This is a genomic window from Oikeobacillus pervagus (assembly GCF_030813365.1).
GTDB classification, from domain to species: Bacteria; Bacillota; Bacilli; order Bacillales; family DSM-23947; genus Oikeobacillus; species Oikeobacillus pervagus.
Window position 1 is genome coordinate 113,660 of sequence record NZ_JAUSUC010000001.1, and the last position, 24,370, is coordinate 138,029.

General features: G+C 36.8%; 27 protein-coding genes and 1 riboswitch. Of the genes, 2 read left to right on the forward strand and 25 right to left on the reverse strand.

Annotation, left to right across the window (positions count from 1 at the left end):
* The first annotated feature begins 2 nt into the window (after positions 1–2).
* Complete coding sequence (locus J2S13_RS00605) at positions 3–251, forward strand: ferredoxin (RefSeq protein ID WP_307255717.1); 249 nt, start codon at positions 3–5, stop codon at positions 249–251.
* A gap of 175 nt (positions 252–426) precedes the next feature.
* On the opposite strand, the gene J2S13_RS00610 is transcribed toward J2S13_RS00605, so the two are convergent.
* The 15 genes from J2S13_RS00610 to J2S13_RS00680 form a co-directional block, all read right to left on the reverse strand.
* On the reverse strand, positions 427–1,008 hold the full coding sequence (locus tag J2S13_RS00610; protein ID WP_307255718.1) for an ECF transporter S component: 582 nt from the start codon (positions 1,006–1,008) through the stop codon (positions 427–429).
* Between the two features lie 158 nt (positions 1,009–1,166).
* Positions 1,167–1,302, reverse strand: a riboswitch (FMN riboswitch).
* Positions 1,303–1,422: 120 nt separating this feature from the next.
* Entirely contained in the window at positions 1,423–2,121 is a 699-nt protein-coding gene (locus J2S13_RS00615; RefSeq protein ID WP_307255719.1) for a peptidoglycan DD-metalloendopeptidase family protein, read from the reverse strand.
* Positions 2,122–2,346: 225 nt separating this feature from the next.
* A complete protein-coding gene (locus tag J2S13_RS00620) occupies positions 2,347–3,120 on the reverse strand; it encodes a hypothetical protein (protein ID WP_307255720.1) in 774 nt (257 codons plus the stop codon).
* Entirely contained in the window at positions 3,098–3,649 is a 552-nt protein-coding gene (gene sigX, locus J2S13_RS00625; RefSeq protein ID WP_307255721.1) for an RNA polymerase sigma factor SigX, read from the reverse strand. Before sigX ends, J2S13_RS00620 begins: the two co-directional genes overlap by 23 nt.
* 220 nt (positions 3,650–3,869) lie before the next feature.
* On the reverse strand, positions 3,870–5,651 hold the full coding sequence (locus J2S13_RS00630; RefSeq protein ID WP_307255722.1) for an ATP-binding protein: 1,782 nt from the start codon (positions 5,649–5,651) through the stop codon (positions 3,870–3,872).
* Complete coding sequence (locus J2S13_RS00635) at positions 5,648–6,364, reverse strand: response regulator transcription factor (RefSeq protein WP_307255723.1); 717 nt, start codon at positions 6,362–6,364, stop codon at positions 5,648–5,650. The genes J2S13_RS00630 and J2S13_RS00635 overlap by 4 nt, the downstream gene beginning before the upstream one ends.
* Positions 6,365–6,503: 139 nt before the next feature.
* Entirely contained in the window at positions 6,504–7,682 is a 1,179-nt protein-coding gene (gene ccsB, locus J2S13_RS00640) for a c-type cytochrome biogenesis protein CcsB (protein ID WP_307255791.1), read from the reverse strand.
* 27 nt (positions 7,683–7,709) lie between these two features.
* Complete coding sequence (gene resB, locus J2S13_RS00645; protein ID WP_307255724.1) at positions 7,710–9,317, reverse strand: cytochrome c biogenesis protein ResB; 1,608 nt, start codon at positions 9,315–9,317, stop codon at positions 7,710–7,712.
* 17 nt (positions 9,318–9,334) lie between these two features.
* The gene (resA, locus tag J2S13_RS00650) at positions 9,335–9,871 is read right to left on the reverse strand and encodes a thiol-disulfide oxidoreductase ResA (RefSeq protein ID WP_307255726.1); all 537 of its coding nucleotides are present in this window, start codon (positions 9,869–9,871) and stop codon (positions 9,335–9,337) included.
* A gap of 159 nt (positions 9,872–10,030) precedes the next feature.
* Entirely contained in the window at positions 10,031–10,759 is a 729-nt protein-coding gene (locus J2S13_RS00655) for a pseudouridine synthase (protein WP_307255727.1), read from the reverse strand.
* A 259-nt stretch (positions 10,760–11,018) separates the two neighbouring features.
* On the reverse strand, positions 11,019–11,549 hold the full coding sequence (locus J2S13_RS00660) for a spore maturation protein (protein WP_307255728.1): 531 nt from the start codon (positions 11,547–11,549) through the stop codon (positions 11,019–11,021).
* 1 nt (position 11,550) lies between these two features.
* Positions 11,551–12,144, reverse strand: a complete 594-nt coding sequence (locus tag J2S13_RS00665) for a nucleoside recognition domain-containing protein (protein WP_307255730.1) — start codon at positions 12,142–12,144, stop codon at positions 11,551–11,553.
* A complete protein-coding gene (locus tag J2S13_RS00670) occupies positions 12,137–13,282 on the reverse strand; it encodes a D-alanyl-D-alanine carboxypeptidase family protein (RefSeq protein WP_307255731.1) in 1,146 nt (381 codons plus the stop codon). Before J2S13_RS00670 ends, J2S13_RS00665 begins: the two co-directional genes overlap by 8 nt.
* A 203-nt stretch (positions 13,283–13,485) precedes the next feature.
* Positions 13,486–14,076: an SMC-Scp complex subunit ScpB gene (gene scpB, locus J2S13_RS00675; protein ID WP_307255732.1), complete on the reverse strand. Its 591-nt coding sequence runs from the start codon at positions 14,074–14,076 to the stop codon at positions 13,486–13,488.
* 5 nt (positions 14,077–14,081) lie between these two features.
* Complete coding sequence (locus tag J2S13_RS00680; RefSeq protein WP_307255733.1) at positions 14,082–14,825, reverse strand: segregation/condensation protein A; 744 nt, start codon at positions 14,823–14,825, stop codon at positions 14,082–14,084.
* 449 nt (positions 14,826–15,274) lie between these two features.
* Between J2S13_RS00680 and J2S13_RS00685 the strand changes: the two genes are divergently transcribed.
* On the forward strand, positions 15,275–15,805 hold the full coding sequence (locus tag J2S13_RS00685; protein ID WP_307255734.1) for a DUF309 domain-containing protein: 531 nt from the start codon (positions 15,275–15,277) through the stop codon (positions 15,803–15,805).
* A 99-nt stretch (positions 15,806–15,904) separates the two neighbouring features.
* On the opposite strand, the gene J2S13_RS00690 is transcribed toward J2S13_RS00685, so the two are convergent.
* The 10 genes from J2S13_RS00690 to J2S13_RS00735 form a co-directional block, all read right to left on the reverse strand.
* Positions 15,905–16,261 carry a GNAT family N-acetyltransferase gene (locus J2S13_RS00690; RefSeq protein ID WP_307255735.1) on the reverse strand — a complete coding sequence of 119 codons (357 nt, stop codon included), beginning with the start codon at positions 16,259–16,261 and terminating at the stop codon, positions 15,905–15,907.
* 286 nt (positions 16,262–16,547) lie between these two features.
* Complete coding sequence (lysA, locus tag J2S13_RS00695; RefSeq protein WP_307255736.1) at positions 16,548–17,867, reverse strand: diaminopimelate decarboxylase; 1,320 nt, start codon at positions 17,865–17,867, stop codon at positions 16,548–16,550.
* Between the two features lie 294 nt (positions 17,868–18,161).
* Positions 18,162–19,646 carry a spore germination protein gene (locus J2S13_RS00700; RefSeq protein WP_307255737.1) on the reverse strand — a complete coding sequence of 495 codons (1,485 nt, stop codon included), beginning with the start codon at positions 19,644–19,646 and terminating at the stop codon, positions 18,162–18,164.
* Positions 19,609–20,208: a stage V sporulation protein SpoVABEA gene (spoVAEA, locus tag J2S13_RS00705; protein WP_307255738.1), complete on the reverse strand. Its 600-nt coding sequence runs from the start codon at positions 20,206–20,208 to the stop codon at positions 19,609–19,611. The genes J2S13_RS00700 and spoVAEA overlap by 38 nt, the downstream gene beginning before the upstream one ends.
* A gap of 32 nt (positions 20,209–20,240) precedes the next feature.
* A complete protein-coding gene (locus J2S13_RS00710; protein WP_307255740.1) occupies positions 20,241–20,669 on the reverse strand; it encodes a stage V sporulation protein AB in 429 nt (142 codons plus the stop codon).
* Positions 20,659–21,279 carry a stage V sporulation protein AA gene (locus J2S13_RS00715; RefSeq protein ID WP_307255741.1) on the reverse strand — a complete coding sequence of 207 codons (621 nt, stop codon included), beginning with the start codon at positions 21,277–21,279 and terminating at the stop codon, positions 20,659–20,661. The genes J2S13_RS00710 and J2S13_RS00715 overlap by 11 nt, the downstream gene beginning before the upstream one ends.
* A 165-nt stretch (positions 21,280–21,444) precedes the next feature.
* On the reverse strand, positions 21,445–22,209 hold the full coding sequence (gene sigF, locus J2S13_RS00720; protein ID WP_307255742.1) for an RNA polymerase sporulation sigma factor SigF: 765 nt from the start codon (positions 22,207–22,209) through the stop codon (positions 21,445–21,447).
* 12 nt (positions 22,210–22,221) lie between these two features.
* Positions 22,222–22,662, reverse strand: coding sequence for an anti-sigma F factor (gene spoIIAB, locus J2S13_RS00725; RefSeq protein WP_307255743.1), 441 nt, complete (start codon positions 22,660–22,662; stop codon positions 22,222–22,224).
* Complete coding sequence (spoIIAA, locus tag J2S13_RS00730) at positions 22,663–23,013, reverse strand: anti-sigma F factor antagonist (RefSeq protein WP_307255744.1); 351 nt, start codon at positions 23,011–23,013, stop codon at positions 22,663–22,665.
* Between the two features lie 120 nt (positions 23,014–23,133).
* Positions 23,134–24,315, reverse strand: coding sequence for a D-alanyl-D-alanine carboxypeptidase family protein (locus J2S13_RS00735; protein ID WP_370873918.1), 1,182 nt, complete (start codon positions 24,313–24,315; stop codon positions 23,134–23,136).
* Positions 24,316–24,370 lie beyond the last annotated feature (55 nt).

The window sequence follows — 24,370 nt, forward strand, 5'->3', positions numbered from 1 at the left end:
ACATGGCTAAATATACAATTGTCGACAAAGATACATGTATTGCTTGTGGTGCATGTGGCGCTGCTGCACCTGATATTTACGACTATGATGATGAAGGGATTGCCTTTGTTATTTTAGATGATAACCAAGGAACTGCGGAAGTTCCTGAAATACTTGAAGATGATATGCAGGATGCCTTTGAAGGATGTCCAACCGACTCCATTAAAGTGGCAGATGAACCATTTGATGGTGATGCATTGAAATTCGAATAGTCGAGGATAAATGTGCAAGCCGATAGACACTGTAGCTAGACGTGGACAACATTTTTTAAAAGGTTATCACAGTTCTAAATTTTATAGTTCCCTAAATCAATAAAAAAAGCTGGTCAATAGATCAGCTTTTTTTATTGATTTTGAAAAGAGCAACGACCCCGTCGCTCTTTTATTCTTATGCACCTTTAGCTACCATTTGTTTTTGCAACCATGAATCCATGCGTGTGAATATAAGCATGAAAACAACGGCCACAATGAATCCTTTTATAGCGTTAAATGGTAGGATCGCTGTAATGACTAATGCTTTTGTTTCAGGTGCGCTCATTGCAGGTGCATTCATAAAGATCGTATACGAAGGTAAAATGATGTAATAGTTTAGAATGCTCATCAATAACGCCATTACCGCTGTACCAACAATAAGTGCAAGCGTCATTCCTTTTTTTGATTTTATTTTATTATAAACAAAATAAGTTGGTAATATAAATGTTAAGCCTGCGACAAAGTTTGCGATATGTCCGATAGGTACACCAGTGGGGCTTCCTAGCATAATATAATTTAATACATTTTTCAATAACTCCACTAGAATCCCTGCGACCGGCCCATAGACAATTGCGGCAATCAATGCAGGTACTTCGCTAAAGTCTACCATTAGAAAACCTGGAAATGGTGGAATAGGAAAGTTTAGTAGCATAAACAAATAGGATACACTACTTAACAGCCCAATAGCAGTAAAACGACGAATGTTCATCTTTTTCATTTGTTTCTCCCCTTCTCGTGATTCATCGACACAAGAAGCAAGGTTGCCATAAATATAGAGCGCAGATAAATAAAAAACCTTAAGTATCTATACTTAAGGGAGGATCGGCATGCTCAAATAAACGTTCGATTTTTTATTTTTTGTGAACGTTGGCAGACCTCCATCTTCTCCCATCCAGACTATACTGTCGGCTTTGGAATCACACCAAATCTGCCTTACAAAAAGGCTCGCGGGCTTAGAAATGACTATTTCAATACCGCCGGTCGGGAATTACACCCTGCCCCGAAGATGAATCATATAATATTATGTTCAAGCTAATTATACTAAATAATATTTCCATTGGGAAGCAAATACTTCGAATTCAAAATGATTTCCATTTAACTGAACTTTTTTTAAAGAAAATCCTTGACATAGCTAGCTGAAGGGAATAATCAATATTTGATCTGGGTATATATCGTTCGTATGTAAATGGTTCCGACTTTTTAATTGATCTACACTTATAGAAAATTTACTAGCAATTCTCCATAATGTATCTCCGTTTTGCACATGATATTTTGAATGGGTAGCCGTTTCAACCGTTCGAAAAGGATCATGGCTTGCAATGACATAATCCCCTTTATGGGCTTGTCCAAAAATTGTGAAGGGATTGATCGCATTCTCCTTTTCATATGTCCAATCCCCTCTATGGACTTCAAAATGTAAATGGGCGCCTGTTGATTTGCCGGTATTTCCAATCGAGCCAACTTGTTGCCCTTTTTTGATTGAATCTCCTTGTGTCACTTTTATTTCGTGTAAATGAGCATATACTGTTTCAAAGCCACTTGTATGTTGAACAAATACAACTTTCCCATATGTATCTGAAATATATGATTTCGAGACGACCCCATCATCAACTGAAAAAACAGGAGTCCCTGTTCGGGCGGCAATATCCACGGCCTTATGTGTACCGCCCCTTGATCCATAGACGTCAGAAATAATCCCTTCTGCTGGGAACATCCAATCCTCTGTACCCGACACCGTTTCAGCATGTGCCATTCGACCACCAACAATAAGCATTCCTACACATATTGCCATGATGATGGCAATGATAAAACGTTTTAAATAGTCTAGCATAATACTATTTATTCCTCCTCACATTTTTCCCACATCATCCATCATATGAATGAATGTAAAAAATAAGACCAGAATATTCACCGATCTGAAGAAAAAGTAAAAATGAGTTTTAAAAATATGTTTTCTTTCACCTCAGATTGGGTCATTAGGATGAACTCTTTCACTACCTTGTTAGTATTTGAAAGAAGGAGGAAATTATTCACTGCAAAGGTTTGAATTTATTCATTATTGACCGATTATTTCTGATGTCAGTAGAGATTGTTGGTTATCAAAATCATAAACCGGATGATAAAAGTTGTATGTTCTCCATCTTTTCGGTGTTACATTTTGAAATTGTACGGCTTCATATCCCTTATTTTTTGCTGTAAAAATAATAGCCTCGATTAACTGTTGAATTCCTTTTGGAGATTTATCATTTAATAATAAGGTGTTATAAAAACGGACATTCGCAATTTTCTTTGAACGTGGGGTCATGACAAATAATGGTATATAACTATGCCCTTCCTTCATTAAAACGATAAAGTGACCGTCAATGGTTTTGGTCTGAAACGGGTAAAGTTGCTCATTGATTCCGTTATATTCATGATCATCCGAAATGACTACTTTATTATTTAATTCAATAATTTGATTAGGAGCAGGTAAATAATGATTAGGGATGGCTTCAGGAACCTTTGTAGAAAAAATAGCATTCAATGGTAAGATATTAGCCATTTCCTGATTTGGTGAATTTGTTTTCATTTCTAAATTCGCAGTTGTTGAATATTGATCAACCATTGTATTGGAGCTTTTTTGAAAAGTTGCGATAACAGATAATAATAAAAATAGGATGGCAGCTGACGAAATCGTGCTGATCCAAGTAAAAGGCGTCTTTTTATTTTGAGAATGGAGGCATTCATTAATCGTTTCATAAATTTCTTCAGCAGGTCGCTGATCTTTAAAATGAGGCATTTCCCTTAAAAGCTGTTCGATTTTCTTTTCATCCCAATTCCGCATTTTCACTTGTCAGTTCCCCCTTTTTATCCTCTTCGTTTAACATTTTCTTTAACTGCTTCATTGCACGATGTTGGGTCGTTTTCACCTTACTCTCACTCCAATTTAGAGTGGCAGCTGTTTCTGCTATGGAGAGGTCCTGGATATAACGAAGTATAATCACTGATTTCTGGTCGATCGTGCAACGATCTAAACAGTGATAAAGCAGACGACTTTCTTCATTCTGAACAGCTATTTCCTCCGGTAAAGGCTGTGTGCTATCAATGATCTTGCTATTAGACCAATCAAATTTCTGAAATAATTTATTTTTCCATCCTTTTTGTTTACGAAAATAATCTAAGGCTACATTTCGGGCGATAGCAAATAACCAAGTTTTTTCCGAACTCTTTCCCTGAAATTTATTTAATGAATTCATCACTCGAATATATACTTCTTGCATAAGATCTTCAGCCGTTTCCTGATTTTTCACCATATAAAAGAGAAATTGATATACATCTTGATGGTATGTTTCATATATAGTAATAAAGTCGGAGTCCATTCACTCTCCTCCCATCTATTTTATTAGTCGTCTTTCTGAGAGAAAAAGTTACACTTTTTTTAAATGATTTGTAAAAACACAAAAAGGAAGGTTGCATTAAAACAATCCTTCCTTTTTTTCTTTATTATATCATGCTTTTTTCGTCTATCATGATTCAATTTTTGTAAAATCTTGTTTCTTGAGAAACAAGATTTATCGCCAGCTTTCAAAAGGATGATCATTATTTCGACAGTTCTTCTGGTAAATCAAATGAGAATGTCGTTCCTTGACCTAGTTTACTTTGGACTTTTATAGAACCATTATGAGCCTCGATAATATTTTTGGCAATGGCAAGCCCTAGACCTGTTCCTGATCTTCCTCTCGTTCTGGCTTTATCTGCTTTGTAAAAACGTTCAAACACAAATGGTAAATCTTCTTCTGGAATTCCAGCACCTGAATCTTCTACGCTAACATGATGGTTATGCTTAGAATATTGATAGATCACTTTCACATTGCCACCTTCTGGGGTGTGTCTTAAAGCGTTATCGACTAGGTTCGTTAATACTTGTTCAATTCGATCGGAATCAATTTGTAAGTGAAGGGACTCATCCGTTCCTTCATAAGATAATTCGATATTTTTTTCCTTAGCAATTCCTTGAAATTTATTCGTTACCCTTTTTAGAAAATTTGGAAGGTTTACTTCACTTAAATTTAAGGTAATATGCCCAGCTTCCATTCTGGCTAAGTCGAGCAGTTCATTTACTAACCGCCCCATGCGAAGAGACTCATCATAAATGATCTTGGCAATTTCCCGCTTCTCTTCATCAGATGCGGCAATATCATCAATGATTGCCTCACTATAGCCTTGTAACATCGAAATAGGTGTTCGAAGTTCATGAGAGACATTTGCGATAAAATCTTTTCGCAATTTATCTAATCTTCGCTCTTCCGTCATATCCCTAATCACTACAACCGCCCCCCTTATATGATCATCATTATAAAGCGGACTTACAATAAAGACATAGGATCGACCTTGAAGACTGATCTCTCCGATTTCTTCTGTCTCTGAGTCTACTACCTCTTTTAATAATGTTTGAACTAAGGTCGGAGCCGTATCAGGAGAATTCTCATCCTTCTCATAATACCAATTTTGTAAGAATCGTTCCGCAGGAGGGTTCGTAATTAAAATCGTCCCATCTTGATTAAATGTGATAACCCCATCTGCCATACTGCTTAATATGCTGGAAAGTTGCTCTTTTTCTTGACTAAGAGCATTAATATTATATTTGAGTTTTTTCGCCATTTTATTAAATGAAATGGCGAGTTCACCTATTTCATCTGTTGTTAAAATTGGTACTTTCGTATCGAATTTTCCCTTTGCTACCTCAGTAGCGGCTTGTCGCATTTTTCTTAAAGGGGCAGTAATCCGTGTCGATAGGAAAAAGGCAAAAACCGTTGTTAACACAATGGCGATACCTGCCGCCAAGATAATTAATTTGGTTGTTTGCTGGGAAGTCTCCTTAATGACATCTAACGACTGATAAATAAAGACCCCACCATCCTCTTTATCTTGAACATGGAGGGGGACGCCAATCACAATGGAGTTGTCGTAGCGACTCATTTCCCCCTTATCTCCATTAAAAGGGATTTCCTTTCGGATCGTTTCATTTTTTGTTAATACTTTGGATAGTTCAGGGTCATTCAAAATCGTTTCCGGTTTAATTCTATTATCTTGATCTATATTTGGTGAGTAGTAGAATTGATCTTTATTCAATGCGATCATTACATGATCAGGCTTATCAATAATTTCCCAAGCTACTTTCATCCCTAGCTTTTTATCTTTATGTTCGGTCATGATATTCGCGATTTTATTAGCTGTTTCAGATAATTCATTTTCTACTTGACTAACATGGTAATTTTCAAAGAATTCTAGTAAAAGAATCGTTAATAAAAATAATAAAAAGGAAACGAGTAATAAAATGGTCATCCAAAGTTTTCCGACAACACTACGCCAAAGTTTCATCCATTCATAACCTCGAATTTATAACCGACACCCCAAACAGTGACGATCATTTTTGCCGCATTCTCGGAAACTTTATTTAATTTCTCACGTAATCTTTTCACATGCGTATCAACAGTCCGTAAATCACCAAAAAATTCATAATGCCACACTTCTTTTAATAAATGCTCACGATCAAATACCTTGTCAGGGGATTTGGCTAGAAAATATAATAATTCATATTCTTTCGGAGTTAAATTGACTTCTTTTCCATCTGCTAAGACCCGATGGGCATCGTTATCAATGGTTAAATTTGGATAGACAATTAAATCCTTTGATGATGTATCAGTTTGCAAGTAACTGGTTGATGAAGAGCGCCGTAATAACGCCTTAACACGTAGCACTACTTCACGTGGACTAAAAGGTTTCACAATATAATCATCGGTACCGACTTCAAACCCTTGAACACGATTAGCCTCTTCCCCTTTTGCCGTAAGCATAATCACGGGGGTCGCTTTCGTTTCTCTTATCTCCTTACACACTTCGATCCCATCTTTACCTGGCATCATGATATCTAACAAAATCAGATCATATTCATTACGTAAGGCAAGTTCAACGGCAGATTCCCCATCTTCCGCTTCTTCTATTATGTAATTCTCTCTCTCTAAGTACATTTTCAATAATCGACGAATTCTTTCTTCATCGTCTACCACTAAGATTTTAACATCCTTCTCCACAACCATTCCTCCTAACTATTGTTAGAATACCCTATATTGTTACTATACTGCTAATATTATTAGAAAAAAAGCCCCCATGCTAGTGAAGGCTCCTTATTAAAACGATGGGGGCTACATAATTGGATCTCCTGTGAGCCAATTACGAACTTACATAAGAATGGAGACCAGCAATTACTAAGTTCACGGCAACGAAGTTAAACATAATAATGGCAAATCCAATTACAGCTAACCATGCCGATTTTTCACCATGCCATCCTTTTGATAAGCGAAGATGTAAAAATGCCGCATAGAACAACCAAGTGATTAATGCCCAAACTTCTTTTGGATCCCATCCCCAAAAACGGGTCCAAGCAATCTGAGCCCAAATCATCGCAAAGATCAATCCACCTAAAGTGAAGATTGGAAAACCAATTAATACGGACCGATAACTAATTTCATCTATTAGATCGGAATTTAAGTTCTTGACTAAAGGTTGGAATATTGCAGCGACTCGTTTTCTAGCTATAAGACGGATCAGGATATAAAGGATTGTACCTGCAAAAATTGACCAAATCACTGTGTTTAATTTTTTTCCATTAATAAAGGCTGGGACATTGAAAAAGGGCTCCATACGATCTTTCGTTTGAATAACTCCCTCATGAGGACCCGCGATTGCAGGTAGTGTATATTCTACGACCTGTTGTTGTCCATCTTTCGTCACAAAATCAAAGGAAACCTCATAGTTCATGAAATTAAAGGTCATTGTAACAAAAACGAATCCAACTACGGTAATAATTGAATACATAATCACTTCTAGAAAAAATGTTCGTAAATTCCGGGTCGATTGATCAATATTTTTCACTAGATAAATGACACCTGCTATAAAGCTAAGTGCTAAAATCCCTTGTCCAGCGGCTGTAGTCGTTACATGAATATGTAGCCAATCACTCTGTAACGCCGGAATCAACGGACTAATATCTTTAGGGAACATGCTTGCATAAGCAATCATGACAATAGCAATAGGTAGTGCAAACAGCCCTAATGCAGCTACTTTATAAATAGAATAGAGAACAATAAAAGCCGCAACAAGCATCATTCCAAAAAAGGTCGCATATTCGAATAAATTACTTACTGGTGCATGCCCTGATGCGATCCATCTCAATATAAAATAACCAAGTTGTGCAATAAAGCCGATAATTGTAACAATAAATCCAAGTTTTCCCCATTTATTAGGCTTCCTATCTTTTTGACCTTGTTTAATGGCTCCGCCGAATAACAAGGTGGCAACTAAATAAAGAACGAAAGCGGCATAGAGTAAATTGCCGCTCCATTTGACCAACTCTTCCAATTGACTTCCTCCTCTTTTTTATTTTTTCCGATCTAGTGGCTCAGGTATACTCGTTCCTTCTAACGCACTTGATATCTCTCTTTTTAAACCGTGCCAGTTTTTATTTGTATGACCTGCTAAATAAACTTCATCCCCTACCTTTTGAATCCAAATTCTACGATGATTCCAGTAGGCCCCTTGGATCACCCCAATCATAAAGATTAAGCCGCCAATTCCAAATATCCATAATGTTAAATCTTTACGAATGGTTAATGCTGATTTATTAAGAGTTTCAAAATTTTTAAAAGCCATCTTATATTCCGTGTCACCTAATGGCTCGATCGTTTGTCTGATGGCAACAAAACTTACTTCTCCATCTTTATGTTCCGGAGAAATCATTTTAAATAGAAAAGCTGGGTTATTCGGAACCGGTGATTTAGACTTTGGCTCACCATTTTCTGCAAATCCATCAAAGTCCGGATAATACCCTAATAATTCAATTTTATATCCATCGGCAATGTCGTACACTTCTTGTTGCTCCCATAAATCTATTTTCACATCGCCAATTTCTTCATTTGTCTTTTTATTTTTTAATGTAAACTCCATTGCCTTAGGTTCATCTTGAACAAAGCTATTTTGATAAACGGCAAAATTTTCGAATTTCAACGGCTCATTCACTCGAATACTTTTGTCAGTAACTTCCTTTAAGTTTGGTTTCGCACCCTCAGTATTCTCATTTTTGTATAGGACAACATCTGATTGATAATTCTTCACAACGGCTCCGGCCTTATCAAGAGCGTCCTTGAATACAGCAGAATTATCATTTTTATCATATTGATCGACAGTAAATTTATTATTTTTCAAATAATACTCGCCATTTGTACCTGGAATTTCTAATGTTTCTCCTTCACGAATCCATAACATTTCGTCAATATACATTCCATCTACAGAGCGAAGCATGGCAGCGATTAACACGATAATCAGACCAATATGGTTTACGTATGGCCCCCATCTGGAGAATCGACCTTTTTCTGCTAAAATATTGCCATTCTCTTCTCGAATTTTATAATGCTTTTTTTCTAATTGTTCTTTTACCTTTTCAACATCCTGGTCGTACGTTTGGATCTCCTGCCGCGAAAATAGACGTTGTTTTTCCATAAATGTAGGATGGCGAACAATTCTCTGGTTCTTTAGGGCTCTATGTAAAGGGACAACCCGGTCGATACTACATATAACAAGGGATACACCAATTAGAGCGATTAACGCAACATACCAAACCGAATCATATAAGTCATGAAACCCTAACGAATAATATATTTCCCCCCATACGCCATACACATCAGCATAATAATCTTTAGCCGGACGATTTTGCGGAATATACATTTCCTGCGGAAGAATGGTCCCGATGGACGATGCAATCAACGTAATAATAATCAACCATACGCCAACTTTTACAGATGAAAAAAAGTTCCAAACTTTATCGACTATTGATTTATTATATGTTTGTGAACGCCTTGCACTTCCCTCATATCGCATATCATGAAGTTTCTCTTTCTGAGCTTCAACTGTTAAAGCTCTCCCACATGATTCACATAAAATGGTCCCATGCGGATTCACATGGCCGCATTCACATTTTACCTTTTCCATGAAAAAACTCCCCTAATTTATGGTTTTATTTGATCTAATAATCCTCTTATTTCTTCTTCAGTTAAACTTTTGCTAATCGGTTTAGCATTCACGATTTCTCCTTCAGAGTTAATTAAAAAAGTCGTGGGAATCGGAACAATGTTGTAATCTTTTTGAACTTCCTTCTTTTCATCGATGACGACCGGAAATGTCAGTTCAAATTGTTCAACGAATTTCTTTACTTGAAAATTAGATTCTCCCACATTGACAGCAAGAATTTCAACACCTTGTTTTTTGTATTCAGGATATAGCTTTTCCATATAGGGCATCTCAGCTTTACAAGGTTCACACCATGTACCCCAGAAATTCAAAAATACACCTTTTCCCTTATAATCAGAGAGGTGATGTTCCTTTCCATCCAAATCGGTTAGAACAAAATCAGGAGCCTTTTCCCCTTCGGTTATTTTCCCTTTTGACTGCTGGGTCAAATTGGAATAGAGTGTATATCCGACAGCAAGCACTAAAATAGCCAGTATAATCGTACGGATCATCAATCTTTTTTTCTTTTTCTCCATTGAACGACCTCCCTATGCAAGATATTTCCGATAATATGTATCATGGAAACCTTACAAAACTATGTCCATTATAGCATTGAATCGTTTTATCCATATTTGAAGGAAATGTGACAGTTTTGAAATGGTTGTTTCACACTTCCATTTTCTATTGGGGACAGGTTAATGATTTCCCTGTTCTGCCAAAGCTCGTAATTGCTTTACTTCATGTGGAGTCAACTCGCGAAATTCTCCCGCATTCAGTCCTGTTAAGTTCAAATGAGCAAATCTTTCTCTTCTTAATTTTTGGACCGGGAAACCAATTGCTTCGAACATTCTTCTTACTTGGCGATTTCTTCCTTCGTGGATTGTTAATTCAACAATCGATTTTTGCTTTTTCTTATCAATACTAACGACTTTTGTTTTAGCAGGTGCTGTAGGTCCATCTTCAAGTTTAATCCCTCTCTCCAGTTGCCTTAATACAGGGCGTGGTGGGATTCCTTGAAGTTTGGCGATATATGTTTTTTCAATTTTAAATTTCGGATGTGTTAGTAAATTAGCAAATTCTCCATCATTTGTTAATAATAGTAACCCAGAAGTGTCATAATCTAATCGACCTACTGGATAAATTCTTTCTTCAACAAACGGAAAAAAATCGGTTACCACTTTCCGTCCTCTATCATCTGAAACAGCGGATATCACACCGCGTGGTTTATAAAATAATAGGTAGATTTTATCCTCTCTTTCAATTGGAATTCCTTCTACTTCAACTCGATCATGATTAGATACCTTCGTTCCAAGTTCTGTCACGACTTTTCCATTTACTGTTACTTTCCCGCCCAGAATCAGCTGTTCTGCTTTTCTTCTTGATGCAACCCCAGCGTGGGCAATGACTTTTTGCAGCCTTTCCATTTCCTTCACCTCTAAATCATCTCTTGTTTATTCTGATATTTTCCATCTGTTGACTAATTACTTTTAAAATTTTTAGCCCACTTTCTTGCATTATTACATATAGCGACAAAAAATCAAAGAATTCGTTTTCATCCAATTTATTTTTCCCTATTTTCTTTCACTCGTACAAAATTTTATAGTTTCCCAGACAGCCGAAAAAACAACATCAGTATGTGATGTTGTTCTTAAAAGGCTTGATTCAAATGCATTAGGTTTTGGTTTAACCAAACATCATCGTGACCACGACGATTGCAGCAATTATTCCAACGAGATCTGCTAATAAGCCGACTTTCAAGGCATCTCCCATCTTTCTAATCCCTACTGCACCAAAATATACGGTGAGAATATAAAAGGTCGTGTCCGTACTTCCTTGTATGACAGACGCTAATCTTCCAATAAATGAATCAGGTCCATGTGTACCGATAAGATCACTCACCATTCCAAGTGCAGCTGTTCCCGAAATGGGTCTTATGATCGCTAATGGGACAATCTCTGGCGGAACCCCTATTGCAAACAATGCTGGTCTAATCAACTCCATCAAAAACTCAAGTGCTCCCGATGCTCTAAAAATAGCAATCGCCACAAGCATCCCTACTAAAAAAGGGATGATAGATACAGCAATTTTAATTCCCTCTTTCCCACCTTCCACAAAACTTTCGTAGGCAGGCACTTTTTTACATGTACTATAGATTAATATAAACCCGATAATTAACGGGATAATCCATAAGGAGATTGTAGAAATCCATTGCATATTATTTCACTCCATTACGCATTCTTCGGTAATGAAAATAACGATCAATCATGAGGGCGCCAATCGTTGAACATGTAGTCGCGATCAAGGCAGGTCCCACTATATCTGTTGGGGTGGCAGATTCATAATTCATTCGGATCGCGATAACTGTCGTAGGAATAATCGTAATACTTGATGTATTGATTGCTAAAAATGTAATCATTGATCGGCTTGCATAATTTTTTCCACCATTGAGTTCTTTTAATTGTTCCATCGCCTTAATACCTAATGGGGTAGCTGCATTTCCAAGTCCAAACATATTGGCCATCATATTGGACAAAATATACCCCATTGCGGGATGTCCATCTGGTATCTCTGGAAATAATCGTTTGACAAATGGACGAAATATTCTAGATAGTTTATCCAATAATCCAGAATCTTGAGCAATACGCATGATTCCCAGCCAAAAAACAAGGATACTAATAAGCCCAATACATAAGGTAACCGCTTCGTTTGCTGACTGAAAAATGGCCGCATTTACCTCCTCCATTTTTCCATTCACAACCGCAAAGACTAACCCGACAACCACCATTCCAATCCAAATATAATTAACCATGATTTCTCACACCTAATTGAATGTAAAATAAGTTCTTCCAAATTGATTTCCAGTCTTTCTTCTCTTCTTGTTTTCCTTTTTTATAATAGATAGGCATCGTTTTCACTGGGGATTCATTAAAATAAATGACCACTTTTCCTACAGTATCGGGGACATTTTTCCCCTTTTCCCATTGTTTCTTCGGTTTTAACATTTTATATTCCACCCGGATTTTTTTCTCTTCCTTTGGTTTTAGTGGATAAATATACTCATTTTTTACAAACACTTTATTTTTGTATACTGGATGTTTAACCTTTTTGATCACGCCTTCAGACACGATTATTTTTGGGTGATATTGATCAAAGCCATATTCAAACATTCCAATATGATCATTCCAATCATCTGGTGCATTTAAGGTGACTGCAATAAGATCTAAATCTCCTTTAGTAGCAGTAGTGACAAGAGTACGTTTCGCTCTTTTTGTATAACCTGTTTTTCCACCCGTGCAATATTCATACTTCTCTGTTAATAATCGATTTTTATTATTCCATACTCGCTGCCATTCACTATCGGGAAGTGGAGCTCTATGCACCTTCGTACCTGAGATTTGCCGAAACTTTTTATTTTGCATCGCATATTTTGTTAACAATGCCATATCATAAGCCGTTGAAAAATGATTTTCATGATCATCTAATCCATGGGGATTCGCAAAATGGGTGTTTTTCATTCCAATTTCCCTTGCCTTTTGGTTCATTAACAGAACAAAACCATCTTGACTCCCTCCTACATGTTCTGCTATCGCCACTGCCGCATCATTCCCTGATCGTAGCATTAAACCATATACAAGATCTTCCAATTTCATTTTTTCCCCTGGCTTAAGAAAAATAGATGAACCTTCAGCTCGAACCGCCTGATCACTAATCTTCACATCGTCTTCAAGCTTATCCGATTCAATCGCAAGAATAGCGGTCATGATTTTCGTAATACTCGCAATTCGCTTTATTTCGTGAGGATCTTTACCATAAAGGACACGTCCACTATTTTGATCCATCAAGATCGCACTGGAAGCACTGACCGGAGGAGATGCAATTGCCGGTTTGGGGATTAAAGTGAACAGGAGAATAAATGAAAAACATATGTATATGATCTTTTTCATCATGTTAGCCCCTCCTTGTGTATTTGTACAAGTTTATGCAGGGGATGGCAGCATATGAACATTTTTCTTAGCTATTTCCAAACTTTGTGGAAATTAACCCAAAGACAATGTAGGTTAAAAGAATGGGCGATTCATTATCGTCCTTATTTTTAAAAACATTTGTAAAAAAAAAAATGCCCACATTCAATAGAATGTCAGCATCTCTTTTAATCGTTCGATTCTCCCATTGTTTGTTGGAATTTTTCAAAAAACAGATCGGCTTCTTCCTGAACAAATTCTTCTTGCTCTGCTAATGGAGGTAATTCCTGTAAATCCTTTAATGCAAAATAATCTAGGAATTCTTTCGTCGTCCCATATAAGATGGCACGACCTGCTCCTTCTGCTCGGCCCACTTCCTTAATTAAAGCTTTTGATGTTAATGTTTGAAGGGGTCTCTCCGTTTTCACACCCCGTATCTCTTCAATTTCCACTCGTGTAATTGGTTGTTTATAAGCAATAATCGCTAGTGTTTCAAGTGCTGCTTGCGAAAGTGTATGAGCATTCGGGACTTCCACTAATTTTTTCAAATAGGGTGCATGCTCTTTTTTGGTGACTAATTGAAACACTCCCGCCATTTCAATAAGCAGAATACCTCGATCGTCATTATTTTCATATTCCTGTTTCAAATCTTCAATAATATCGATAGCCTCTGGCTCATTGATTTCCAACACTGTCATAATTTGCTTTAAAGAGAGCCCTTCGTCCCCTGCAGCAAATAATAAACTTTCTAAAATGCCTTTCCATTGAATAATACTCAATTGTTTCATTCACCTTTCTTTGCAGACAAGAGGATTTCCGCAAAATTATTATCCTGCTCAACCTCGATTTCATTCCTCTTCATTAATTCCAATACAGCTAAAAATGTTACGACAATATGTTCTTTATCCTCATAAGGAAATAATTGTGAAAATCGGGTTCGACTTTGCATGTTGGTTAACTCATGAATGATTTCACTCATTCTTGTTTCTATCGATATTTCTTGCTTTTTAATTTTTGTTGTCAATGGTTTTTGGAACTTTTTCCTTCTTAATAATTTATTGAATGCACCTAACATATCATAAATGGTGACATTTAATTCAGTCGGCTGAGATTCATCATTCTCTTGATAACAGGAAAGGTCTTCAGGGGGTTTCGTATACAACTTTCCCCGTTCTTGTTCTTTTTCCTTTAGTTTTCTCGCCACTTCTTTATATTTCCGATATTCAATTAGTCTTTCAACAAGCTCATCACGGGGGTCTTCCTCTACTTCCATTTCATCATCCATCAATTCCTCTTCTTGTTTTGGCAATAACATTTTGCTTTTTATCGCTAGCAATGTGGCTGCCATTACTAAATACTCACTTGCGATATCTAATTCTAGTTCTTTCATTGTATGGACAAACATTAAATACTGTTCTGTTATATCAGCCATAGGAATGTTATAAATGTCGATCTCTAATCGTTGGATTAAATGAAGAAGTAAATCTAAAGGCCCTTCAAATGAGTCAACTTTTACTTTATATTGCATGTTTACCACCAATTCTAAGCGTCTGCTCTGTTAAAAATGCAGTGGACATCGATCCACTGATGGGTTCTCTTTAACTAGGCTGTTTCTTGCATTTTCAAACTTTCATATGGGGGATGGTTAACCAACCCTTATAATAGTATAGTAGATTCATTTTCTTTATCCAATAAAAATATTTCTTAAGAATGTCGTTTTTTATTTCGGAACGCTCTTATTTTCGAAAAAGGCAATTGAGTTACTCATCGTTCCCTTGATTTCCACAATCCAAATTTTTTATATAAAAATAATAAGCTTCGGAAAAAATCCTTTATTTTTTACCCATACAAGATATTTGAATCATTTTCGAAGAATTTCGATAAGAAAAGTATGATTTTTCAAAAATTGGGTATGCATTCATAGGGAAATCGTGTTAAACTTATGCTTACCAAACGGGAATAGTGAGGTTGATTTTCATGTATGTTGAATCATATCCACAAGCTTATATTGAATATCTCGTACATTTTCATAGTGACTATGACTATTTTGAATGTCATGAACAATTAGAGGACTATTGGAAGGAACATGCGAATACACAACGAGATTCCATTTGGGTAGGCCTCATTCAAGTGGCCGTTGCCTTATACCACCAACGAAGAGAAAATTTTGTTGGTGCCTATAAATTGATGAAGAAAGCCCTCGTTCAATTCAATGGGAAAATGAATGAAACAGAGCAATTAGGGATTGATCATTCATCATGGGTAAAACTATTGAATGAGCGCTTAGTCGAAATGAAAAATTATATAGAGTATACACCATTATGGATTCCCTTTAATAATCAGCAGATTGTGGCAATTTGTCAAGCCGCTTGTTCTCGATTAAATTTAATCTGGAAATCTAATGTTAATCCATCTTATAAGATCATTCATTTCCATAAATTACGAGACAGATCAGATGTGATCAAGGCAAGAGCACATGCCTTAGCTGAAAGAAAAGTTTTATTATAGTTTTGCCCCTTGTCAAGAGTGCGATAAAGTGAAACTTCATTCCGTGGAGGTTTTACTCCCGTTAAAAAAAAAAAGTAGAAGAAGACTTATGATCCTAGATCATGAGTCTTCTTCTAAATGACACTTTTGAAAAAAAGTAGCGGTATACTCGTTCGGCTTCAGCTGCTTATTTTTATGCATTTCTTTTAAAGCCTTAAGCATAGCTTTTCCGATCCCCTCTTTACGATAGGATGGATTAACAGAAATATGCTGTATTTCCGCCGTTTGATCATCCAAAATATGAATTCCAATAATTCCGATGATGTCTTCATCTTTCCACATATAAAGTTGCCATTGATCGTCCGATTCATACGTCTTCATCGTTTGTTGTAACTGTTTAATATCTTTTTCACATGGCATAAAAGAAAGTAAACCCATCGCAATCTTTTCAAAAGATTTTTTATATCGAATTAACATCCCAAATCCCTCTTAAATCTATTTTCAAAAAAATTGAATATGTTATTTCATTTACTCTTTTTACTATTTTACTAAAAATATTAAAATGAATCAAATTTCCCTTAAAAGTATGATTCCAGAAACCAAAGCTGTCCCCATGATCAAGCTTTGAAAATCAATGACCGGGCTTTATTTGAATCATTTTATAAAAAGCCAATAATAACATCCCCATCCCAATGAAACTAGAAGTAATATGAGAAACAGTAGAGCGTTTTTTTTCATAATATCAATTGGTACTCCCTTATCTTTATTGTTTAACTGAAACAGAAAGTGGAAGATCTAACTTAACAATATCTTCATAACTCTCCCTCTTTATTATAAGATAGGCTTCACCGTTTTCAACAAATACGACTGGAGGTCTTGGAATTCGATTATAATTATTCGCCATCGAATAACCATATGCCCCTGTACAGAACACAGCTAAAATATCCTCTTCCTTTGCTTTTGGTAATGGAAGATCCCAAATGAGCATATCCCCTGATTCACAACATTTCCCCGCGACGGAAACGGTCTCCTCTACAGGGTCATTTACACGATTGGCAAGAACTGCTTCATATTTTGCATCGTATAATGCCGGACGAATATTATCACTCATTCCGCCATCAATGGCTAAATATTTTCTAACCTCAGGAATCGTTTTACTTGAACCTGTTTTATATAATGTTATGCCAGCATCCCCAACAAGGGAACGACCAGGTTCGATCCAAATTTCTGGCATTGTTAATTGATATTGCTCAACTCCAGTTTGAACCTTTTGAATAATCTCCGCTACGTACTCTTCAGGTTCTAACGGAGTGTCCTCATTTGTATAACGAATCCCAAATCCCCCGCCTAAGTTAAGTACTTTCGCTTCAAAATTGAATTGATTTTTCCAGTCGGCCAATTTTTTGATTAATTTCTCGGCTGCTAAGACGAAACCAATTGTTTCGAAAATTTGTGAGCCGATATGACAATGCAATCCTAACACATGCAGATGAGACGAATTTAATGCTACCGTTAACGCCTCTTCTGCTTGACCATTATTTAAATCGAAGCCAAACTTCGAATCTTCCTTGCCAGTTAAAATATAATCATGTGTATGTGCTTCAATTCCAGGGGTTACTCGGAGCAAAATCTTCATCGTATGATTCATTTCAACACAAAGTGATTGCAATAATTCAAGCTCATAAAAATTATCTACAACGACACAGCCAATATTATATTGGATAGCCATTAATAATTCTTCCTTGCTCTTATTATTCCCGTGAAAATGAATTTTTTCTGTTGGAAATTCAGCCTTAATGGCTGTATATAACTCCCCACCAGATACTACATCGAGGGAGAGCCCTTCTTGTGCAACAAGTTGGATCATTCCAATTGCTGAAAAGGCTTTACTCGCATAAGCGACTTGAGCGGTAACACCTAGGTTTTCAAAAGTGGTTTTAAATCCTCTAGCCCGTTCTCTAATCAATCCCACATCGTATACATATAATGGAGTTCCAAATTGTTCGACCAGATCCATTGTATCGACTCCACCAATTTGAAGATGCCCTAATTCATTCACTTCTGCTGTTCCATATTTTATCATTTATTTTTCCCCTCGCTCTATTTTCCGGTTTTACTACTATTATAATTCAACGCTCTCAAAATCGAACCATACATTGTCCTAATTCTTATCCTTCACTATACTGAAAAATTCAACAAACATCCCTACTTACCAGGAATTGTCCCTCTACATCAAATATTCTGAAAAGTGAAAGGAAAGAAATAGACAGTTGTGGGCTAGATCAAACTGTCTTTTTCAATGAAAAAAGTTTATACGGTACTATACCATACAATTTTGATAAGCTCAATATGTTCAGCTAAATGGGTTAATGGAAAATTAGGATGATTTTAAAGGTTGTTTCGTCCTATTCCGCGGGTGAACAATACTTGGTCTTATTTTCGAACCTGGTACAGACCGTCTCACGATAATCTGCATAAATGCTGCCGGGTTGAATGGAAGAAACGGCCATAAATATGGAGTGTTTAAAGAACGGATACGGACTAAATATAAAATAAATAATGTCGTTCCAATCACAAACCCTGGAACTTTGAAAAGCGCCACAAGGATTAATAACATTAATCTCACTAACTTATTCGCAATACTTAATTCATAGCTAGGAGTAGCAAATGTCCCCATTGAGGCAATCGCGACATAAAGAATCACCTCAGGAACAAACAAACCTACATCTATGGCAATTTGTCCAATTAACACAGCGGCGATTAACCCCATGGCTGTCGAAAGCGGTGTAGGGGTATGGATGGCCGCTATTCTTAAAAATTCGACCCCTAGGTCAGATAAAAAAAGCTGAAGGACGATTGGAATACGAGATTGTTCATTTGGGCCAATAAAGTTAATTTTCTCCGGGAGTAATGAAGGTTCTAAGACGACTAAAAACCACAGTGGCAATAAGAATATCGAAATAAAAAGACCGATAAACCTCGTCCACCTAACAAATGTCCCGACCGCTGCCGATTGACGATATTCCTCTGCATGTTGAACATGATGAAAATAAGTCGTCGGAGTGATGATAACACTAGGCGATGTATCGACAAAGATCAGTACATGTCCTTCTAGTAGATGAGTCGCTCCTATATCTGCTCTTTCGGTATAGCGAACAAGTGGAAAAGGATTATACCCCTGCTTTACAAGAAATTCTTCTATCGTCTTATCAGCCATTGTAATCCCGTCAATGTTAATACTTTCCAATTCTTTCTTAATGACTTCAATTAAGCTTGGATCGGCGATATCTTCAATATAACCGATCGCGATATCTGTTTTAGACCTTTCCCCTACTTTTAGGATTTCAAACCTTAAACGTTCATCTCTAATTCTTCTTCTTGTTAAGGCCGTATTCACGATAATATTTTCAACATATCCATCCCTAGAACCTCTTACTACTTTTTCTGTATCTGGTTCCTCTGGTTGGCGACCGGGATAACTGCGAACATCGACAATGAGAGCTTTTTGTTCTCCCTCAACTAACACCGCTAATAAACCCGATAATACTTGATCGACCATTTCATCAATCGTATCAACAGGTTCCACTGATTGATGAACGATTCGGTTCGCTACAATTCCCCCTAAATGTGTGGACATTTTTTCATGATCATTGATTTCCACGAGTTCTTCCATTAACTCTATAATCATCATCGAATCTGATAATCCATTCACATAATACAAATGGACATCTTTTTTAAGAATTTTCAACTTTCGAACGCCTAAATCAAAGCTCTTTTTTAGGCCGACTCGTTTCTTCATGATTTCCTCTAACTTATCTAAATCTTTAGGTATGGGCGCCTTTTTGTGAACTTCTTCTGTCATCATAACCGCTCCTTTCTAATAGGATATCTACTGCTTTTTTTGTGATCTGTGATCCATTTAGATAGTGGTCTTTTTTTGTCATTTTTCCTATATCTCCTATTCCGACGATTATCGGAATCGGTAGCCGGTCCAGGCAATACACTGTATCCCCGTTAATTCGACCAATGTCCATCTCAGGAACTCCAAATTTATCTACACCAAAATGGGTCAATTCCCCAGTTCGATCCATACTTATATCCACTTTCGTCCATTCTGCTTGATGAGTGTTGGATGCAACTGCCAAGGCACCTAATACTTCTATATCCCCATGGTTCACAACATATTTCAATGCTTCCTCACCAGGCCCCTCCCCAATCCATCCGCTATCATCAAACATGACGAATACTGGGTCACAAGCAGCTTTTTTAATGAAATGGACGATTTCAGCTCCCGTAAGTAACGTTGGATTACCAGCGGAACGAGAAATACATCTTGCCCCCATTTGTCTCGCAACCGTTTCAATTGCACGCCTTGCATATTCATCTCCATCTGTCACAATAATCACCTTACGTTTTCGTTTCATTTCTCATATTCCTTCCCTAGATAGATTTCTTTCTAATTCGTGTGTTTTACAAAATAAATCCATTGGAATAAGGAACCAAAAACCTTTCCTAAAGCAATGGCCATTAATAAAAACACGATTTGATCATGAACACCTATTCTTTTCGCTAAAATAGGCAGAACATTGATGACTTCTGTTAAAGCGGCTGCAAGCAGTCCAACAAAAACACCACTAGCAAGACCAATGGGGACGAGGATAAAGGAGGTCAGATTAAATGTGATGGGGGTGAAGCTTAACCAACAACCAACCATAGCCCCTATTACAACAGACCATTCATAGTGGCGAATCATTTTCATTGTTTTCGTTAATTGAGTTAATCTTGGTAACACTCCAAGAACGGTAAAAAAAGCTACAAACCCACTCCCTACTGCAATCCCACCAGCAAATCCAACAAACATTACTAGCAGTATTTTAATTGTCATGGAGTGTTTTCATACTTTCCTTATTTTCATTCATGACAACATAATGATCTAAGTCTTGCTGGTAGTTAAACATTTCAACTTCAAGTGGGCTTGGTTCTTCATTAATACGCTTCTTAAACACATGATTAAAGAATAAAATCATTCCTAGTCCAAGCCCGATGGAATACGGGATTTGAAAAATTAAAGGTCGAATGTTTTTCTCCCCTGTCATCATTTCATATAGTTGAATTTGAACTTTTTGCATGCTTACATCTTCGTGAAAATTCATGATCGTTAGACCCGCTCCAATGAATAAAGTGAACCAAACAAGAATAAAAAAAGGAACAGACACTTTTTTCTTTTGATAGATAATTTCAATAATGGTTTGTGAGGGTCCAACCAATTGAATATCGATTTGCGGGAGCGTGTCGGTTATCGCTTTTAAAACCCTTATTGCATCAATCACGATGATGTTATGATCCTCAGGTTGAATTTCATAAATAAAGATATTCTGTAATTTCTTTAGATACCGATCAGGAGCAACAATTTGAGCAAGATCTTTTAAAAAGACCTTTCCGTTTGGTCTCATTTGAACCCGATGTCTCATTCGTAAATGTACGGATGCTTCCATCACTTTCACTTCCTGCACGAAATTTGTTTGTATATGGATTAGTATGAGTAAGTAAACGATAAATTCATCAAGGGAATTATTGTTAATAGAAGACCAATTTTAGGAGTATGAAGCGTGGTCATGTAGACTTTTCTATCACTACAAGCACGAAAAAAACGCATAAACCTATGAATGGTTCATGCGTTCTTTCATTTGAACAAGAATTTTCTTTTCTAATCTAGAAACTTGCACTTGCGAGATTCCTAAACGTTCTGCCACTTCAGATTGTGTCTGATCTTTATAATATCGTAAATAAACGATCAGACGTTCACGTTCATCTAATTCCCTGATGGCCTCTTTTAAGGCAATTTTGTCAAACCATTGATGATCATTTTGGTCGGCAATTTGATCTAATAATGTAATTGGATCCCCATCATTTTCATATACCGTTTCATGTATAGAGGATGGAGCACGACTCGCTTCCTGGGCCATCACAATTTCTTCGGGAGAAATTTCTAGAAAGTTAGCCAGTTCATTAATGGTCGGAACACGGCCAAATTTCTTTGTGAGTTCATCTTTTGCCTTTCTAATTCGGTTTCCCATTTCTTTTAAAGACCTGCTGACCTTGACCGTTCCATCATCTCGAATAAATCGCTGAATTTCCCCAATAATCATCGGGACAGCATAGGTTGAAAACTTTACATCATAGGACAAATCAAATTTATCGACTGATTTTAATAATCCTATACATCCAATTTGAAAAAGATCATCTGGCTCATAACCTCGATTTAAGAAACGCTGTACGACAGACCAAACAAGTCTCATATTTCTTTGGACGAGCAGGTCCCTTGATTCCTGATCTCCTTCTTGGCTTTTCTTGATTAAATCCTTGACTTCATGATCTTTTAATATAGGGGTTTTTTCCTTATTATTTTTCAGTTCTAAATCCATAGGCACGACTCCTTAATACAAAAGCGCTTTACTTGTCGCTAAATGCTTTTTTAGCCGAATAGTGGTGCCTGCACCTTGTTGCGATGTGACTTCTACTTCGTCCATAAAATTCTCCATGATTGTAAATCCCATACCTGAACGCTCTAATTCCGGCTTTGTTGTATATAAAGGTTGTCTAGCTTCATCCACATCGGAAATCCCAACCCCTTCATCACGTATTACCATGTCAATGCAATTTTCTTCAAGGACAACAGAAATATAGACGATTCCAACTGGGTTACTTTCATATCCATGGATAATCGCATTGGTTACCGCCTCAGAAACCACTGTTTTGATTTCTGTTAATTCATCCACAGTGGGATCCAGCTGGGCAATAAAGGCCGCTACGGTAACTCGTGCAAATGATTCATTTTGACTTAAAGCACTAAATTGGATACTCATTTCATTTCTCATTTAAGCAACCCCCAATCGTTCTAAAGCATTCGCCTCTGAAGGTTCCATACGAATGATTTTGAATAGACCCGACATTTCAAACAATCGTTGAACGGCAGGAGAGATTGCACATACAACCATTTCCCCGTGTTTTTGTTTAATTTGTTTATATCTTCCTAAAATAACCCCTAACCCTGAACTATCCATAAAAGACAATTGCTCAAGGTTTAAGACAATATGACGGATTTCATGATTTTCAATTGTCTCTGTTGCCCTTGTGCGCAAATTTTCCGCTGTATGGTGATCTAGTTCACCACTTAATCGAATACAAAGAACATCCTCTTTTACTTCCATGTCAATAGTAAGACTCACTATCCACAGCCTCCTTATCGTTCGTGTATAGTGAGTCAATTCGATTCTTTACTCGTCGAATCCTTCCCCATGACAAAACTAGTTATTTTTCGTCAAAAGTAGTGAAATTAGGACAGATCTTTATGATTCCATTTTGGTAAACATGCTGAACGATTTTTTGTATAGTTGCCACCAACTCGCTACTTTCACATTCTGATCAGCTATTAATGGGGTCTTCGAAAGAGTTTTTCCTTCTTTTTTGATAATTAGTTCCCCAATTTTATCCCCTTTTTGGATAGGAGCTTTTACATTTTCCATTATTTTGATTTTCTTTTGCAGTTTATTAGGTTTTTCTCCTTTTTTCGTTAATACTGAAACACTGCTGTCCGTTTTCGCTTTTACTTTATTCACTTTTCCTTTTGAAACTTTCACTTCACCTAATACTTCCCCACTTTTATACAGGGGGTGAGTTTGATATTTAGAAAAAGAATAATCAAGCATTTTAGTGATTTGGGCATTTCGTTCTTTCGGAGTATCTGCCCCAAAAATGACAGCGACGACACGCATATTATTTTTCTTCGCCGTTGCGGTTAAACAATATTTCGCTTCGCTAGTAAAACCGGTTTTTAATCCGTCAACCCCTGGATAAAATTTCACCAATTTATTTGTATTCACAAGCCAAAACTTTTTCTCTGTTTCATCACGTAAATAAGACTCATACATACCAGTAAACTGGGTAATGTCCTTATACTTCAATAGTTCCTTTGCCATAATGGCCATATCGTAAGCTGAGCTATAATGTCCATCGACTGGTAGACCTGTTGGGTTTTTGAATTTCGTATTTTTTAAACCTAGTTCTTTTACTTTTTTATTCATCATGTCTATAAACTCTTCTTCACTACCTGAAATATGCTCCGCCATCGCAACAGATGCATCATTTGCTGAACCGATCGCGATTGCTTGCAACATTTCTTTAACGGTCATTTCTTCCCCTGGCTCGAGGAATATTTGGGATCCTCCCATAGATGCTGCATATTCACTAGTGCGGACTTTCTCGTCCCATTTAATATTCCCCTTTTGAATAGCTTCCATGATGAGAATCATAGTCATAATTTTTGTCATGGAGGCAGGAGCCAATCGTTCGTCACTATTTTTATCATAAAGAATTGCCCCTGTATCTCTTTCCATTAAGATTGCCGATTTCGCTTTATCTGCAAGCTCAACCGATTTCTGCTCACTTTGTTTCTCTTCCGCATGTGTGAGTGGGGTTAAAAAAAAGAATGTTACGACCATTGCCATAAATCCATAAACAAACCGTTTCATCACACTACCTCCATCTTCAAATATTCAAACGATATAGCCCTATTTTTTCCAAAAA

Coding starts and splice junctions, on each gene's coding strand:
- J2S13_RS00680 (WP_307255733.1), bottom strand. CDS start 14,825: ATGCAATATAAAGTAAAAGTTGACTCATTTGAAGGGCCTTTAGATTTA.
- J2S13_RS00615 (WP_307255719.1), bottom strand. CDS start 2,121: ATGCTAGACTATTTAAAACGTTTTATCATTGCCATCATCATGGCAATA.
- J2S13_RS00735 (WP_370873918.1), bottom strand. CDS start 24,315: ATGAAACGGTTTGTTTATGGATTTATGGCAATGGTCGTAACATTCTTT.
- J2S13_RS00665 (WP_307255730.1), bottom strand. CDS start 12,144: ATGGTTAATTATATTTGGATTGGAATGGTGGTTGTCGGGTTAGTCTTT.
- resB (WP_307255724.1), bottom strand. CDS start 9,317: ATGGAAAAGGTAAAATGTGAATGCGGCCATGTGAATCCGCATGGGACC.
- J2S13_RS00690 (WP_307255735.1), bottom strand. CDS start 16,261: ATGTTAATTCGATATAAAAAATCTTTTGAAAAGATTGCGATGGGTTTA.
- resA (WP_307255726.1), bottom strand. CDS start 9,871: ATGGAGAAAAAGAAAAAAAGATTGATGATCCGTACGATTATACTGGCT.
- J2S13_RS00715 (WP_307255741.1), bottom strand. CDS start 21,279: ATGGAAGCATCCGTACATTTACGAATGAGACATCGGGTTCAAATGAGA.
- J2S13_RS00610 (WP_307255718.1), bottom strand. CDS start 1,008: ATGAAAAAGATGAACATTCGTCGTTTTACTGCTATTGGGCTGTTAAGT.
- J2S13_RS00660 (WP_307255728.1), bottom strand. CDS start 11,549: ATGCAATGGATTTCTACAATCTCCTTATGGATTATCCCGTTAATTATC.
- J2S13_RS00630 (WP_307255722.1), bottom strand. CDS start 5,651: ATGAAACTTTGGCGTAGTGTTGTCGGAAAACTTTGGATGACCATTTTA.
- spoIIAB (WP_307255743.1), bottom strand. CDS start 22,662: ATGAGAAATGAAATGAGTATCCAATTTAGTGCTTTAAGTCAAAATGAA.
- J2S13_RS00700 (WP_307255737.1), bottom strand. CDS start 19,646: ATGACAGAAGAAGTTCACAAAAAGGCGCCCATACCTAAAGATTTAGAT.
- sigX (WP_307255721.1), bottom strand. CDS start 3,649: ATGGACTCCGACTTTATTACTATATATGAAACATACCATCAAGATGTA.
- J2S13_RS00710 (WP_307255740.1), bottom strand. CDS start 20,669: ATGACAATTAAAATACTGCTAGTAATGTTTGTTGGATTTGCTGGTGGG.
- J2S13_RS00670 (WP_307255731.1), bottom strand. CDS start 13,282: ATGATGAAAAAGATCATATACATATGTTTTTCATTTATTCTCCTGTTC.
- lysA (WP_307255736.1), bottom strand. CDS start 17,867: ATGATAAAATATGGAACAGCAGAAGTGAATGAATTAGGGCATCTTCAA.
- J2S13_RS00685 (WP_307255734.1), top strand. CDS start 15,275: ATGTATGTTGAATCATATCCACAAGCTTATATTGAATATCTCGTACAT.
- J2S13_RS00605 (WP_307255717.1), top strand. CDS start 3: ATGGCTAAATATACAATTGTCGACAAAGATACATGTATTGCTTGTGGT.
- sigF (WP_307255742.1), bottom strand. CDS start 22,209: ATGGATTTAGAACTGAAAAATAATAAGGAAAAAACCCCTATATTAAAA.
- J2S13_RS00655 (WP_307255727.1), bottom strand. CDS start 10,759: ATGGAAAGGCTGCAAAAAGTCATTGCCCACGCTGGGGTTGCATCAAGA.
- spoVAEA (WP_307255738.1), bottom strand. CDS start 20,208: ATGAAACGAAAACGTAAGGTGATTATTGTGACAGATGGAGATGAATAT.